This is a genomic window from Paenibacillus sp. B2(2019), from assembly GCF_008370385.1.
Taxonomy (GTDB): domain Bacteria; phylum Bacillota; class Bacilli; order Paenibacillales; family Paenibacillaceae; genus Paenibacillus_AQ.
In genome coordinates, this window is record NZ_VTZR01000001.1 from 25933 (window position 1) to 40043 (window position 14111).

Annotated in this window: 15 protein-coding genes; 1 reads left to right on the forward strand and 14 read right to left on the reverse strand. The window is 46.2% G+C overall.

What is annotated here, in order from left to right; all coding sequences use genetic code 11:
* Nucleotides 1–70: 70 nt before the first annotated feature.
* The 13 genes from PAENI_RS00120 to pth all read right to left on the reverse strand — a co-directional run bounded on the left by PAENI_RS00120 (nt 71) and on the right by pth (nt 12638).
* Nucleotides 71–571: a S1 domain-containing RNA-binding protein gene (locus tag PAENI_RS00120; protein WP_036678766.1), complete on the reverse strand. Its 501-nt coding sequence runs from the start codon at nt 569–571 to the stop codon at nt 71–73.
* Between the two features lie 124 nt (nt 572–695).
* Nucleotides 696–1031: an FtsB family cell division protein gene (locus PAENI_RS00125; RefSeq protein ID WP_042183861.1), complete on the reverse strand. Its 336-nt coding sequence runs from the start codon at nt 1029–1031 to the stop codon at nt 696–698.
* 23 nt (nt 1032–1054) lie between these two features.
* Entirely contained in the window at nt 1055–1618 is a 564-nt protein-coding gene (gene yabQ, locus PAENI_RS00130) for a spore cortex biosynthesis protein YabQ (protein WP_076286874.1), read from the reverse strand.
* Nucleotides 1615–1899 (reverse strand): sporulation protein YabP, encoded by a 285-nt coding sequence (yabP, locus tag PAENI_RS00135; protein WP_042123140.1) that lies wholly within the window; start codon nt 1897–1899, stop codon nt 1615–1617. The genes yabQ and yabP overlap by 4 nt, the downstream gene beginning before the upstream one ends.
* 144 nt (nt 1900–2043) lie before the next feature.
* Nucleotides 2044–2322, reverse strand: coding sequence for an RNA-binding S4 domain-containing protein (locus PAENI_RS00140; protein ID WP_042183857.1), 279 nt, complete (start codon nt 2320–2322; stop codon nt 2044–2046).
* Entirely contained in the window at nt 2322–2594 is a 273-nt protein-coding gene (locus tag PAENI_RS00145) for an HU family DNA-binding protein (RefSeq protein ID WP_036678778.1), read from the reverse strand. The genes PAENI_RS00140 and PAENI_RS00145 overlap by 1 nt, the downstream gene beginning before the upstream one ends.
* 287 nt (nt 2595–2881) lie before the next feature.
* Nucleotides 2882–4381 carry a bifunctional methyltransferase/pyrophosphohydrolase YabN gene (gene yabN, locus PAENI_RS00150; protein ID WP_149643864.1) on the reverse strand — a complete coding sequence of 500 codons (1500 nt, stop codon included), beginning with the start codon at nt 4379–4381 and terminating at the stop codon, nt 2882–2884.
* Nucleotides 4382–4447: 66 nt separating this feature from the next.
* Nucleotides 4448–6130, reverse strand: a complete 1683-nt coding sequence (locus PAENI_RS00155; RefSeq protein ID WP_149643865.1) for a putative polysaccharide biosynthesis protein — start codon at nt 6128–6130, stop codon at nt 4448–4450.
* Nucleotides 6131–6278: 148 nt separating this feature from the next.
* Complete coding sequence (gene spoVT, locus PAENI_RS00160; protein WP_076286877.1) at nt 6279–6821, reverse strand: stage V sporulation protein T; 543 nt, start codon at nt 6819–6821, stop codon at nt 6279–6281.
* Between the two features lie 255 nt (nt 6822–7076).
* Nucleotides 7077–8120 (reverse strand): peptidylprolyl isomerase, encoded by a 1044-nt coding sequence (locus tag PAENI_RS00165; protein ID WP_042183851.1) that lies wholly within the window; start codon nt 8118–8120, stop codon nt 7077–7079.
* Nucleotides 8107–11631 (reverse strand): transcription-repair coupling factor, encoded by a 3525-nt coding sequence (gene mfd / locus PAENI_RS00170; RefSeq protein ID WP_149643866.1) that lies wholly within the window; start codon nt 11629–11631, stop codon nt 8107–8109. Before mfd ends, PAENI_RS00165 begins: the two co-directional genes overlap by 14 nt.
* Before the next feature lie 131 nt (nt 11632–11762).
* On the reverse strand, nt 11763–11993 hold the full coding sequence (gene fin / locus PAENI_RS00175; RefSeq protein WP_042123127.1) for an anti-sigma-F factor Fin: 231 nt from the start codon (nt 11991–11993) through the stop codon (nt 11763–11765).
* 84 nt (nt 11994–12077) lie between these two features.
* Nucleotides 12078–12638 (reverse strand): aminoacyl-tRNA hydrolase, encoded by a 561-nt coding sequence (gene pth, locus PAENI_RS00180; protein WP_042183849.1) that lies wholly within the window; start codon nt 12636–12638, stop codon nt 12078–12080.
* Between the two features lie 125 nt (nt 12639–12763).
* Between pth and PAENI_RS00185 the strand changes: the two genes are divergently transcribed.
* Nucleotides 12764–12964, forward strand: coding sequence for a hypothetical protein (locus PAENI_RS00185; RefSeq protein WP_042183847.1), 201 nt, complete (start codon nt 12764–12766; stop codon nt 12962–12964).
* Nucleotides 12965–13149: 185 nt separating this feature from the next.
* On the opposite strand, the gene PAENI_RS00190 is transcribed toward PAENI_RS00185, so the two are convergent.
* Nucleotides 13150–14103 carry a ribose-phosphate diphosphokinase gene (locus tag PAENI_RS00190; protein WP_036678796.1) on the reverse strand — a complete coding sequence of 318 codons (954 nt, stop codon included), beginning with the start codon at nt 14101–14103 and terminating at the stop codon, nt 13150–13152.
* Nucleotides 14104–14111: the final 8 nt, after the last annotated feature.

Here is a 14111-nt window from a genome sequence, read left to right on the forward strand (position 1 = left end):
TATATGACATGACAAAAAAACCGCAAGGGCGAAATGCCCCTGCGGTTATTTATGATGTACAGGTATTGGATTATACGCGTTTAGCTCCACGGCCTCCGCGCTTTCCTTCTGTGTTCTTCTTAATCGAAGATATCCGTTCTTCGCTGTCTTTCAGGAATCGCGACATTTTATCCTCGAATGAAGGTTTACCGGCTGCAGGCTTAAATGGACGCCCACCCCGTTCACGATTGAATCCACCGCCGCCTCCACCACTGCCGCCTCCACCGCCGAAACGGTCTCCGCCGCTAGGACGTTCTGGTCTTGGAGCTCTAGGCGGACGTACTTCCGATGCTGGCTTGTCAACAGCCTGCTTAATGGAAAGTCCGATCTTGCCGTCCTTATCGACGTTGATCACCTTGACTGTTACTACATCACTAATCTTCAGATGATCGTTAACATCCTTGACATAATTATCGGCGATTTCCGAGATGTGAACGAGACCTGTGACACCTCCTGACAGATCCACAAATGCTCCGAAATGCGTGATGCCTGTCACTTTGCCTTCTAACTTGGTGCCCACTTCAATTGCCATAGAATAAAATGATCCTCCCTTAAAAATATACAGACGAATATTAAGGTCATCCTGTCTGCGGTGATTTGATTATACAGTAAAGAGCAAAGCAAGGCAACAGAGTAAAAGCCTCTTTTCGCCGCTATTATTGCTCTGATTGCTCTGTTCGAATAGGAGTTTCCCCTTGAGGATAGATATTGTACCATTTACGTGCTAATTGGCCAATATACTCGTCATCATTAAGTCTGGATAATTCATATTTTAATTGAGTTAAAGATGCCATGACATCCTCACTAGTCTCCTGTTTCTTTGCAAGTTCCTCACCCTTGTCCGCAATGACCGCACTTTGAGCGAAGTAAGTATAACCCGCCCAACCAAAAAATACTGCCACAAAGACAATCCACATAAATCTTCTTCTCTTCGCGCCTGCGGCCGAATTTTTGCTATGATTACTTTTCTCTTCCGCAGTAAATCTGTTCATGCAACGTACCCCCTAATTCAAGGTCAGCGTTTCCGCCATTTGGTAATCCATTCAGTGATCTTCACAATCCAGGCGCTATGTGTCAGCCGCGATAACTGTGGAGAGATCCACCTAACAGGTAATACCCAAATTGGTTTGGTCAGACGCAGCAGAAGCTTAAAGATGAACCGCAGAATACGACCTAGTAGCTTTAGCAGCCCTAAAATAAATCGCCAAAGCCAGAGAAGAGGTGTACCTATCAGGATCTCCACAAGTCTCCACAGCAACCTGCACATATACTGAACCGATTGAATTAACCTTAACACAAAACGCCGCACCGTAACACTGAAGATTAAAAAATAGATCCATACTCCTAGAAACAAACCTAGAAAGACATAAAACCGCAATTGTCCTTGATTTCCGGCATACAGCATACGAAAAACAAGCAAGGCGGCCCAAAGCCAATACAGTAGATCTAGCATGGCATTCAGCCATTTGGGAAAATTGAACTTCAGCGACAGCACCCGGTAGCTGTCATAGGCCAGTCCCATTGCCAGCCCGGCCATGATCATGTAGAACAGCGTCACCCACTGGACTGCAGGATTCATTTAAATAGCTTACCGAGCAGACCTTTATTTTTGCCCTGCGATCCGGGATCGAGATAAATCAGGGAATGTACATTGCCCTCTAAGGACAACATTCCGTTCTCCAGACTTAAATTTTTGATATGTAAATGATTCCCGCGAATGGTGAGATGGCCGAGTTCTGTACGAAGCAAAAATTCCTCGCTGTCGAAGCTCTCCACATTTTGCACGCCCGTCAACTCCAGCTGCTTCCGACTGCGCATGTGCAGATCATGCTGTTTGTTTACCTTTCCTGGCTCGATCATAGCATGTACCCCTCCTTCTTACCTCTAATCTATGGCAGAGGCAGAAGTTATAGAACATCCCGTCCCACTAAAAATAATAGAAACAAAAAGAAAAAAGAAGGCACAACTCTACAAAATGTAAAGTTATGCCTTCTTCTATTACTCTTACCAGTCCAGTCCGCTGCTTTTGGCAACAGGCTCTTCCCGAACTAGAGTATACATACCAGCGGCCTCGTCCTTGCGAGTCGTTTCGACCAGCTTTTCTACTTTGACCGTTACAAGCTTTTGTCCAAATTGTACAGTAATCTCGTCACCGATCTTAACTGCACTACTAGGTTTAGATTCCCGCCCGTTAATTAGTACCCGGCCTTGTTCGGACACATCCTTGGCCACTGTACGGCGCTTAATTAAACGGGACACTTTCAGGAATTTGTCAAGACGCATTAGTTAACGGCTTCTTTAAGCTTGTTACCAGCTTTGAAAGCCGGTACAGTCGATTCTGGAATTTCAATCGTTGTGCCCGTTTGCGGGTTGCGACCAGTACGTCCTGCACGTTTGCGAGTTTCAAAAGTTCCGAAACCGATCAGTTGGACTTTATCACCTTTTGCCAAAGCTTCTGTAATCTCACCCAAGAATCCGTTCAATACTGCTTCTACATCTTTTTTTGCCAATCCGTTTTTCTCGGAAATGTTGTTTACCAAATCTGTCTTGTTCATAATTTAAAGTTCCTCCTAGGATACGAAAAAATAAATGAAACGAGAATCACCACCATAATATGGGGCGAATCGCATTTCGTCTTTATGTTATTCTTGATGTCACCTTAAAATCCTGCCACGATTCGTCGTTTTTTTAAAAAAGAAGCAGTTATTTCTCAGAAATCGTCGCAGAATCTATTCTATAGCACTATTAAACTACTGACCACATTCTAAATCAGAAAATAAAAGCTACATCCACAGCATTGCCCCATTTTTGAGTCCATATACCGTAAAGAGGCTGTGAATTACTAGACTTTTCGCTCCTCAGCCTTAGCCTCTTGCCATAGTTCTTCCATCTCTTCCAAACTACTATCCTTTACGCTCGTTCCCTTGCGCTGCAAGCTTTGCTCAATATATTGAAACCGGCGCACAAATTTGCGGTTAGTCCGGGTTAATGCCTCTTCCGGATCTGCACCGATAAAACGAGCGACATTCGTAACTGCAAACAACAAATCCCCAAGTTCCAGAATTTGATCATCTGTTGCAGCATCTGTGTCAATCGCCTCCTGCAGCTCATCGATCTCCTCACGAATCTTGGCTATGCAATCCGTAACGTTGTCCCAGTCAAACCCCACCTTGGATGCTTTTTTCTGAAGCTTGTATGCCTTCATAAGAGCAGGCAGGTCACGCGGAACACCACTAAGAACGGATAATTCCTCTGGCTTCACACCTTTACGCCGCTTCTCTTCTGCCTTCATGCCCTCCCAGTTCTTCAGCGCTTCTTCGGCATCATTCGCATTGGTATCCCCAAATACGTGAGGGTGACGGAAGATAAGCTTATCATTCAGCCCTTCAATGACGTCATACACGTTGAACATGCCAAGCTCCTCCTCCATTTGAGAGTGAAGCATAATTTGCAGCAAAAGGTCGCCCAGCTCCTCTTTCATATGATCGGGGTCATCCTCATCAATCGTTTCAAGGACTTCATAGGTTTCTTCGATTAAATTTTTGCGCAGGGATTCATGTGTCTGCTCCCGATCCCATGGACAACCTTCCGGGCTTCGAAGAATATCGACAATCTCATGCAGACGGGCAAAGGTACGATTTCTTAGATTCTCGTCACGATTCGCAGGTACATAAACTAACGACAGGTTGCCATAACCGTCGAGTCGATCCAATTCGTACAGTGGGACTCTTACAATACTTTCTTCGTTCTCGACACCGAGTGCATGCCCCACAACAACTTCATATTCAGGCGGGTACAGCTCCATCAAACATAATTTTGTCTCCGAGGCTGTAAAGCTATCGTACACCTGACCAATCAGAGTATGTAGTTCAGGCTGAAGCTGAGCACTGCGAATGCCTGAAGCATCTAGTAACTGAAACCCTTCAATGGGGTCAAACCCCAGTCGAACAAACGCCTCGTCGAGAAAGCTCTCCCCACCCAATATTTGCAGTTCAATGCCTTCCTCAGGACACCGCTCGCGCAACTGCGATACCGCTGATTCCGCAACCATAGGATGACCCGGAACCGCGTAAACAATATCTGTACCGTCTGCTGCTGCTTGAGCCTCTTCAATCAGTTTTGAAGTAATCGCTGCATACACCTCTGGAAACGAAGATAAAGATTCATACAATCCATCAAAGGACTGGGAAGTTATTTCAAGCTCGGAGAGGGCAGCCATGACTGGATGCTCTTTTGTGCGGACATAGACAACGGATGCTGCCTTCAGCTTCTTTATAATTCCTAGCGTCAAACGATCAGGGTTGCCTGAACCCAGACCGACGACCGTTAATGTTGCACTCATGTCTGTTCCTCCTCTTAAGCGGCTGTCTCAGCAGACCGCATTTTTATATTGTGATGTAAACGTTGATTAAGGGAATAAGCGCAGCTTCTTCAGCTTGTCCGCCAGGGACGGGCCGAAGCCTGGAAGCTGGCGAAGCTCGCTCTCGCTAAGGAGCCGAAGGACTATAGCCCCTACGGCAAAGACAGCGCAGCCTGCGAGCACCCCGAGCAGGCTCTGCGCCAAGCTGGCAGTGCGCCCGCCGCCGATGCCAGCGGCCGTAGCCGCAGCGTCCACGCCCCAGCTGGTGGCTGCAGCGGCAAGAGCCAGGCCCGCTGTGAGCAGCGCGGGCCGTGCCAGGGCATCTGCGAGGCGAAGCCGCAGATGGCCCTGGCGGTAGAGCAGCAGCACGTTGAGCGCTGCTGCGAACGAATGCGCGGCCACGCCAGCGATGGCTGCGCCGGTAATGCCCTGCTGCGGAACCAGCAGCAGGTTCAGGGCCGCCTTGAGCAGCGCGGCGGCCAAAAGGTGCAGGGCCGGGGCGCGCACGTAGCCGAGGCCCTGCAGGAGTGCAGCCGAGATGATGCTGACCGTACCGCCAACAGCGGTTAAGGCCAGCCAAGTCATAGTGCTGCTACCGGCGGTGTCGCCATAAAGAGCCATATTAATCGGCTCAGCAAGCACTGCAAGGCCCGCTGACGCTGCTAGCCCTAGCAGCCAGAACCAACGCAGCGACAAGCTGCAACGGTTCTCGATCAGCTTCATGTCTCCCTTGTACTTCGCCTCTGCTAAGGCTGGTATAAACACGACAGACAAAGAAGTGGCAATCATCGTTACAATCTGCACTAGTGGCAAACCACGATTGTATATACCAAACTGTGTCATTGCCTCCACTTCGCTTCCTAGAGAGGATAGCAAGCGAGGTACAGTGAATACATCTACAAGACCGATAAGAGGCATTGCCAGCGCGCCAAGCATCACGGGAATTCCATAAGCCAGCAAGGCCCCTGCTTTAACGCCCATAATCCGTTGATTTGAACGCCCCTCATTATCTGCATTGGGCAGCTTTAAACCCTGACTTTCGACAGAAGCGGCAGCATCTAAAGGGGACCCTTGTCTTAACACCCGCCGATGACGTCGCAAAAATAGCAGCATAATCACAAGCCCTGCTGCCCCTCCCCCGGCTGAGCCAAGCAATGCGCCAGCAGCAATGCTCTCAGCGCCTGCACCCAGTGAGGTCAGGTATAAGAGCAGTACAATCATTACTGTAACACGTACGAACTGCTCAACAATTTGTGACACAGCCGTCGGAACCATATTATGAAGACCCTGAAAATAACCCCGAAGAGCTGACATGATTGGAACAACCGCAAGTCCCCAAGCACTTGTCCGTAAAGCGGGCATCACATGCGAGTTTCCGACCCACCCAGCTATAATCGGTGCACCTGCATAGGTGATTGCTCCGATAACCAAACCGCTTATGGCTGTTATAATCGTAGATAACCGCAGAATCCGCCGACCCTCGTCATCCCGCCTTCCTGCAGAGGCTTCAGCGACAAATTTGGATATGGCCGCTGGCAGACCCAGCATCGCTACCGTCAACAACATCGTGTACAAAGGATAAACCGTGTTGTATATACCAAATACCGCATCTCCGCCTAGATTTTGCAGCGGGATTTTTTGGAGTGTACCTATAAGCTTTGAAATAATCGCTGCCGCACTTAGAATAAATGCCCCTTGCAGCAATCGTGATGTTTGTGAGTTAGATTTCATAAAGTACCTGCTTCTACAACTTTAATGGGATGAATTTCTATATTATAACGTATGTATACCCACAAGTAGAAACGGTTTTGTAAGAACGACAAAACCCCGTTTGCCCTTTGTATATCTTACCAAAAGGAAAGCGGGGTCTACATTACGGTTATTGCTCCATTTGCTTGCCAAGGAATGCGGCGGCGGTTTCGGCCATTTTCACTTCCATTGACGACATTTTCACTGAATCATCCTTACTTACCATCACTACACAACCAATAGGATCTCCACCGGAAATGATCGGTGAGGCTACATATGAGGACACCAAATCCGGATGATCTTTAGCGATTTCATAACTGCCTTCGTTGGTTTCCAGTACAGTCTTACGACTATCCATGACCTTCTCCAAAAGAATTCCTACTTGTTTTTCCAAATAGTCTTTCTTGGAGCCACCAGCCAGTGCAATAAAGGTATCACGATCAGCAATCATCGTAATATGCCCAGTACCTTCGAACAAGGACTCCGCGTACTCTTTTGCAAAGTCACCAAGCTCGCCAATCGGGGAATATTTCTTGAGTATGACTTCACCGTCCCGATCGACGAAAATTTCCAGTGGGTCGCCTTCTCTAATCCGTAGAGTACGTCTAATTTCTTTGGGAATAACCACTCGTCCGAGATCATCAATACGCCGAACAATTCCAGTAGCTTTCATTTCACATGTGCCCCGCTTTCTTAAGAAGTATGGTCTTACTACTGTCCATTATGGGAAAGGATAATCCCAGTGATTTATCGTAATATCTGACCATAGTATTCATCTCTTCCCAGATCCTTATACATAAGCTGACATGTATTAATATCTGCATCAAGATAAAGGCCGTTCTGAAGATGTTTCTTCGAAATAAAAAGCCATCTTCACATTAAGTGAGGATGGCTTTTCTAAGGTAAGCTTGTCCATTTTTACCGATGTTTATTCAGCAGCTTTTGTAGCACTTGGGGATGCGCTTGGCGCAGTAGTGGCTTCTGTTCCGCTATTTTTTGTTCCGGATTCATCTGCGGCAGCAGAGCTCTTCGGCAGATTGATGCTCTCAATAATGCCTTCCAGATCTTTCTCCATGAACGCTTCTAGGTTCTTGGACACAATGGAGCTCTTAATGCCTTCTTTTTGTTCATCCGTTAACTGATCAAAGGTTTTGTCGGTACGGGACTCCACTTTGATAATGTGGTAACCATAAGAAGTCTCTACAGGATCACTAATGGTATTCAAAGGCAAGGTTTGAGCAGCCTTCTTAAACTCGTCTACATACGTTCCTACAGCTTTATCTTTATATTCTCCGCCTGTTTCCTTAGAGCTTGTATCGTCAGTGTATTCCTTAGCGATTGCTGCAAAATCAGCTCCGCCGTCCAGCTTTGCCTTAACTTCCTTCGCGATTTTCAGTGCTTCTTCACTAGTGCGCTCTTTGTTGTTAGCATCTGTGAGACCGATTAGCACATGGCGCAAAGTCGCTACCGTAAAGTCACCTTTTGTAGCTTCAAATTCTTTGACAACCTGATCATCTGTCACTTTAAGCAGCATATCCTGATAAACCGTCAGCACACGCTCCATATAACTATGGATATCGCCCTCTGTAACGTCAGCGTCTTTAAGTGTTTTCTTATAAGTGTCGCCCAGAGCTTTCTTCAAGTCAGCGATTTGGCTATCAGCCTCTTTCTTCGCCTGCTTCTTCGCTTCATCCGTTGCTTTGGAAGCCAAATATTCAAAGCCTACTTCCTGCTTCAAAATAGACTCCTTAAACGCCTCAATCTCTAAATATTGCGCTTGCTGCGGGGAGAGGAATTTCATGATTTTTTGATCCATCGCAAATTCCTTCTCTGTGATTGTTCCACCTTTATAAGTCGCAACTGCCTTGCTATCATCAGCACTACTACCGCATGCTGCTAGCATAGAAAAGGAAACCGCTGCTACCAATGAAACGAGCAGTACTTTCCATGATTTTTTTTTATTTAACGACATTGTGTAGTTCTCCCTTCGATTTAAAAGACTGTTTAGCTTCCTTAAGAAACTGTTCAAGCAAGTCAAGCAGCTGTTTATCACTTAAGTCTTTCGACTTTACTCGGATACTGGCTTTAGCATCTCTATCGAATTGTACACGTCTTTCGAAGCTATTTCCAACTTTGGCGAGTTTCGCCGTATCCAGAGCACCAAGACTTCCCTCATAGAAATTCAGGGTAACATCATCACCACGTCTGATCATGGAATCAATGCCATACATTTTTCCATACACTTTTAGACGAGCTACAGTTAATAGATTAACAACTGCTTCAGGCAATTCTCCGAACCGATCCAAGAGCTCATCCTCAAGCTCAGAAGCATCATCGAAGGATGTTACTGCCGCAACTTTTTTGTAGATTTCAATTTTCTGAATACTGTCGTAAATATACTCGGATGGCAGATATGCGTCAATCGACAAATCAATGACGGTATTGCCCTCTTTGAACGAGGTATCTTCCTCTCCAAGCACAGTAACCTTACGCTTGCGGATCTCCTCCGCCAGCATTTGTGAGTATAGATCAAATCCTACGGATGCAATAAAACCATGCTGTTCTGCACCAAGTAAGTTACCGGCACCACGAATAGATAAATCCCGCATCGCTATTTTGAAACCAGAACCCAGTTCCGTAAATTCCTTAATAGATTGCAGCCGCTTCTCTGCCACTTCAGTCAGAACCTTGTCCCGCTGGTAGGTAAAATAGGCGTACGCAATCCGGTTGGACCGGCCTACACGTCCACGTAATTGATAGAGCTGAGACAAACCCATCTTATCCGCATCATGCACAATAAGTGTATTTACGTTAGGAATATCTACACCCGTCTCAATAATACTTGTGCTGACCAGCACATCGTACTCTCCATCAAGAAAATCAAGGATCGTCTTCTCCAGCTCCGCTTCCGACATTTGGCCATGTCCGATGCCTACCCGAGCCTCAGGAACAAGCATAGAAATTTGAGCGGCCATTTCTTGAATGCCCTGCACACGATTATAGAGATAGTAGACTTGACCGCCACGAGCCAATTCACGCTCTACAGCTTCCCGCGTAAGCGTCTGACTATGCTCAACAACATAAGTCTGCACGGGGAAACGGTTCTCCGGCGGCGTCTCAATGACAGACAAATCACGCACTCCCAGCATCGACATATGCAATGTACGAGGAATTGGAGTTGCTGTCAGGGTAAGAACATCTACATTCGTTTTTAACTTCTTCAGCTTCTCTTTATGAGTCACGCCAAATCGCTGTTCCTCATCCACGATCAATAAACCTAAGTCCTTAAATACAAGGTCCTGAGACAACAAACGGTGGGTACCAATAACCACGTCAACCGTTCCTGCCCGAACGCCTTTAATCGTCTCATTCTGCTCCTTACGGCTGCGGAAACGACTTAGGACTTGAATATTTAGCGGATAATTTGCGAAGCGTTCCCGGAAGGTCTCATAATGCTGCTGAGCTAGAATCGTTGTCGGTACCAGCACAGCCACCTGTTTACCTTCAATCGCTGATTTAAAGGCTGCTCGTATAGCTACCTCCGTCTTACCATATCCAACGTCTCCACAAAGGAGCCGATCCATTGGACGATTCTGTTCCATATCCTTCTTAATCTCTTCAATCGCTCGAAGCTGATCCCGAGTCTCCTCGTAAGGGAACATTTCTTCAAATTCACGCTGTTCCTGTGTGTCCTTCTCAAAACCATACCCTGCTGCACTTTGGCGTTCAGCGTACAGTTTAATTAGATCATCAGCAATATCCTGAACGGAAGAGCGGACCTTATTGGTCACCCGCGTCCATTCATTACCGCCTAATTTATATACTTTCGGCTCTTTATCTTCTGAACCGACATATTTCTGAATCAAGTCAATTTGCTCAATCGGAACCGAGAGCTTATCGCCACCCGCATATAAAATATGCATATAGTCGCGATGAATACCGCTGACCTCCAGCGTGCCGATCCCCATATACTTACCGATACCATGGTTCTGGTGAACAACATAATCACCAATTTTCAGCTCAGTATAACTCTTGATACGTTCAGCATTATCTATCCCTTTGGAGATCTTCCGTGCCTTCCGCTGCTTCTGAGAGAACATCTCTCCTTCAGTGATAACGGCTAAATGAATAGAAGGCAGCTCAAAGCCTGAACCCAGGTTTCCTTGTACGATCGTTGGCTCATCAATGCCGTAGTCATAAAGGACTCTGCGCACACGTTCAATCCGTTCTTCACTGCTCGCAAGCATCATTACCTTTACACCAGACTTCTGCCAACGCTCCATTTCCGATTTAAGCACATTCATCTGACCATGGAAATCCTGCATCCCACGACTAATAAACCCAAGAATGTTCTGTGGTTGAATGTGTGGGACCTGGCGCAAAAAGATCGACATAAACAGGCTTTGGAACGGACGTTTGTACATCACAACATCTGTCTCGACAGAGAGATCCAGATCCGGCAATGTTTTGCCGTTTTGCATCAGATGGAGGTTCCATTCCGATTCATCTCTTTCGAGCTGTTTCGCCGTTTCAAGCAGTCTTGTCGGCTCATCGAGAATAAGAATCGTATCCTGGGCCATGTAATCAAATAAATGAGAGCGTTCAGGGTATAAAAGACTGATATATTTATAGATTTCAGGAAAATAGGTTCCTTCGCGCAGCATTTCTAGCTCGCGTCCAATTTCTTCTTTTAGACGCAACTTAGCCTGCCGGTCCGCCATTTTCTCGAGCTGTCGTTCCAGCATAACCGATGCTTCAGCAGAAGCAGATTCCTGGCGAAACCTGCTCGCTATAATCTCTTTAGCCGGTGTAATCTTCACACTTCGTACTTTATCAATAGAACGCTGATCGACTGGATCAAAAGTTCTGATGGAATCAACCTCATCATCAAATAACTCAACACGATATGCCAAAGGAGAAGTCATTGGATAAAAATCAATAATTCCACCTCTTACACTCAGTTCACCGCGATTCTCAACCCGCTCTACTCTTTCATAACCCATTTCGATCATGGACATCAAGAATTCATCCAGAGCAAGCGTTCCATCCTGAGAAACCGTAACCTGTGCCTCTGCCATAACCTCTGGTGCAGGGAGCAGTCTGCGCACTCCCGAGTAGGGAACTACAACAATACCACGGAAGCCCTGAGCACATTTGGTCAGTACATCAATACGCTGGGCTAATGTCTCTGGACTTGAGACAGCCGCTTCCGCAGCCACAAGTTCATTAGCAGGATAGAGCAATACTCGTTCCGGGGAAAGCGCTTCCTGTAAATCATCGGCCATTTTCTGAGCCGAAAACATATTATGAGTCACCACAAGCAAGGGACGAGCTGTCTCTTCATGCAGTGCTGCAAGCATGATCTGTCTAGCTGAACCTGTAAGCCCCGATATGAGCTGCTCTTTCATACCTGCAGCTACACCCTGGGTGATAGACTGGAAATCGGGATCCTTGGAAAAAGCTTCTATAATACCTTGTAACAACAGGCGCACCTCTCTTACTAAACAGGCTAACGGAAGCCAAAGCCACCGTCACCTATTATGATTGGAATCGAAAAGAAGCCTCAGCTGTAACGCCAAGGCTTGCGGATGACGATAGAGACAGGCGCTATCACCTACTGAAGCGGACTCGTCAGCAGGCTAAGCTCCGGATTATGCTCTAAAGCCTCCTTGCAATAGTCGCAAGTCACCTTTACCGTGATCTCACCTTCTGAATTATACGCTATTATATCTCTGCGCTCCGCAGGGGTCAAGGAATGAAGGCCCAACTGCATTTCTGTTACATCACTTCTATTAATGCTGCCTAGAGATGTCTTGCAGTGCCTACATACATAGTTTATTGCCATCTATATGCCTCCTGAAGGTACTATATACCTTCAGTATGTCCGGGGAGCATCATCTTTAGCCTCATAACCAACAGAGTTTACAGATCAACCATTGAATTTAGCCATCGTCTGTTCGAATGAATTCTGTAAGCTGAACTCCAGTGCATCACAAGTATTAAGGATCATCTGCTTCAGAGGATCGCCTTCCTTTTTAGGAAAAGAAGAGAGAACATAATCCACTATTGCAAAACCCGGTTCAGGGCGAGAAATACCCATGCGTACCCGATTAAAGCTTTGTGTACCTACATGCTGAATGATCGATTTAATTCCGTTATGCCCACCAGCACTACCTTGATAACGCAAGCGAATTTTTCCGATTTCGGTATCCAGATCATCGTAGACGACGATCATATCTTCTAGTTTAACTTTGTAATAATCCATATAAGCGCGAACGGCCTCACCGGACAAATTCATAAAGGTCATCGGTTTAATCAATACGGTTTTGACTCCCCCGATAACCCCTTCACCGATCACGGATTTACATTTGCTTTGGTTGAAGGAAATCCCGTTCTGAGCCGCAAGCTCATCCAATGCCATAAAACCAACATTATGCCTTGTTTTCGCATATTGTGTTCCCGGATTTCCCAATCCGACAATCCATTTCATTATCGAACCTTTCCTTTCCATTCGGGCTCTCCGGCAAGAGAAGTCCGTTTTTGGTACAATAGATCTTATCTACATATCTCTGTGCAACCAGAGCGAAATTATACTCCGAAGACAGGTGATAACCTATGCTACATCAAAGTGGAATCTTAACACATCAGCGCGATTTTCAGTACCATATCCAATATGCTGTGCCTGTGGAAATATACAGAGGCGACGTGCACATTGACATTGGTGTATTGACAGCAGTGGACGAAGGATTCGTGGAGCTGCAAGGGACACTCTATAACCGCAGCATATTCACCTTCGTCTCCCGCGCCGGGTATTGAAGCTAGCGCTTCTACCTGCATCACGCCGATAAGGGTTACATCTCCGAGAGCGGAGGTGTAACCCTTTTGTACAATATAAGAATGTATAAGTTTCACGCTATACATCATCCTTATATTTCTCGCATAAACGCTTACCGTCCTTTTGGGACGCCGAAGGCGTTTTTGCTTGCTATTATTGATTATATTTATTCAATTTCAAACAATTTACTAATCGACAACTCTTCATGAACGCGGATAATTGCCTCACCCATAAGTGGAGCCACGGACAACACTTTGAGTTTAGAAGTTGGGTTCGCGCTGCGAATTGGAATCGTATCTGTCACGATAATCTCTTTAATTGGAGAATTCTCCAGACGTTCATGTGCAGGACCAGACAATACTGGGTGTGTACAGCAAGCGTATACTTCCTTCACGCCGCCTTCCATCAAAGCATTAGCACCAAGTACAATGGTTCCAGCAGTATCGATAATATCATCGATCAGAATGGCTGTTTTACCTTCAATATTTCCGATAATGTTCATGACTTCGCTGACATTCGGCTCTGGACGACGCTTGTCTATAATTGCAAGCGGAGCGTTCAGGAAATCAGCAAGCTTTCTTGCACGTACTACACCGCCGTGATCTGGCGATACGACAACTGGGTTCTCGATTTGTTTGGAACGGAAATACTGAGCCAGGATGGGAACTCCCAGCAAGTGATCCACTGGAATATCAAAGAATCCCTGAATCTGCATAGCATGGAGGTCCATCGTAATTACACGGTGGGCGCCGGCTTTTTCAATCAAATTTGCTACCAGCTTGGCCGTAATAGGGTCACGGGAACGAGCTTTCCGATCTTGACGAGCGTAACCATAGTAAGGAATAACCACATTGATGCTTTTTGCGGAGGCGCGTTTGAGTGCGTCCACCATAACTAAAAGCTCCATTAGGTTGTCATTAACCGGGCCGCAGGTGGATTGAACAATATACACATGACAACCCCGAACGCTCTCTGACAGCTTGACCTGAATTTCTCCATCGCTAAAACTTGTAGTATGCGATTCACCCATCGGAATTCCGATGTAATCAGCGATTTGACTAGCAAGCTTTGGGTTGGAGTTACAGGTGAAAATCTTTAATTTGGAATCACAATAAGTCATAAAATTTA

Coding starts and splice junctions, on each gene's coding strand:
- PAENI_RS00120 (WP_036678766.1), bottom strand. CDS start 571: ATGGCAATTGAAGTGGGCACCAAGTTAGAAGGCAAAGTGACAGGCATC.
- PAENI_RS00125 (WP_042183861.1), bottom strand. CDS start 1,031: ATGAACAGATTTACTGCGGAAGAGAAAAGTAATCATAGCAAAAATTCG.
- yabQ (WP_076286874.1), bottom strand. CDS start 1,618: ATGAATCCTGCAGTCCAGTGGGTGACGCTGTTCTACATGATCATGGCC.
- yabP (WP_042123140.1), bottom strand. CDS start 1,899: ATGATCGAGCCAGGAAAGGTAAACAAACAGCATGATCTGCACATGCGC.
- PAENI_RS00140 (WP_042183857.1), bottom strand. CDS start 2,322: ATGCGTCTTGACAAATTCCTGAAAGTGTCCCGTTTAATTAAGCGCCGT.
- PAENI_RS00145 (WP_036678778.1), bottom strand. CDS start 2,594: ATGAACAAGACAGATTTGGTAAACAACATTTCCGAGAAAAACGGATTG.
- yabN (WP_149643864.1), bottom strand. CDS start 4,381: ATGAGTGCAACATTAACGGTCGTCGGTCTGGGTTCAGGCAACCCTGAT.
- PAENI_RS00155 (WP_149643865.1), bottom strand. CDS start 6,130: ATGAAATCTAACTCACAAACATCACGATTGCTGCAAGGGGCATTTATT.
- spoVT (WP_076286877.1), bottom strand. CDS start 6,821: ATGAAAGCTACTGGAATTGTTCGGCGTATTGATGATCTCGGACGAGTG.
- PAENI_RS00165 (WP_042183851.1), bottom strand. CDS start 8,120: ATGTCGTTAAATAAAAAAAAATCATGGAAAGTACTGCTCGTTTCATTG.
- fin (WP_042123127.1), bottom strand. CDS start 11,993: ATGGCAATAAACTATGTATGTAGGCACTGCAAGACATCTCTAGGCAGC.
- pth (WP_042183849.1), bottom strand. CDS start 12,638: ATGAAATGGATTGTCGGATTGGGAAATCCGGGAACACAATATGCGAAA.
- PAENI_RS00185 (WP_042183847.1), top strand. CDS start 12,764: ATGCTACATCAAAGTGGAATCTTAACACATCAGCGCGATTTTCAGTAC.
- PAENI_RS00190 (WP_036678796.1), bottom strand. CDS start 14,103: ATGACTTATTGTGATTCCAAATTAAAGATTTTCACCTGTAACTCCAAC.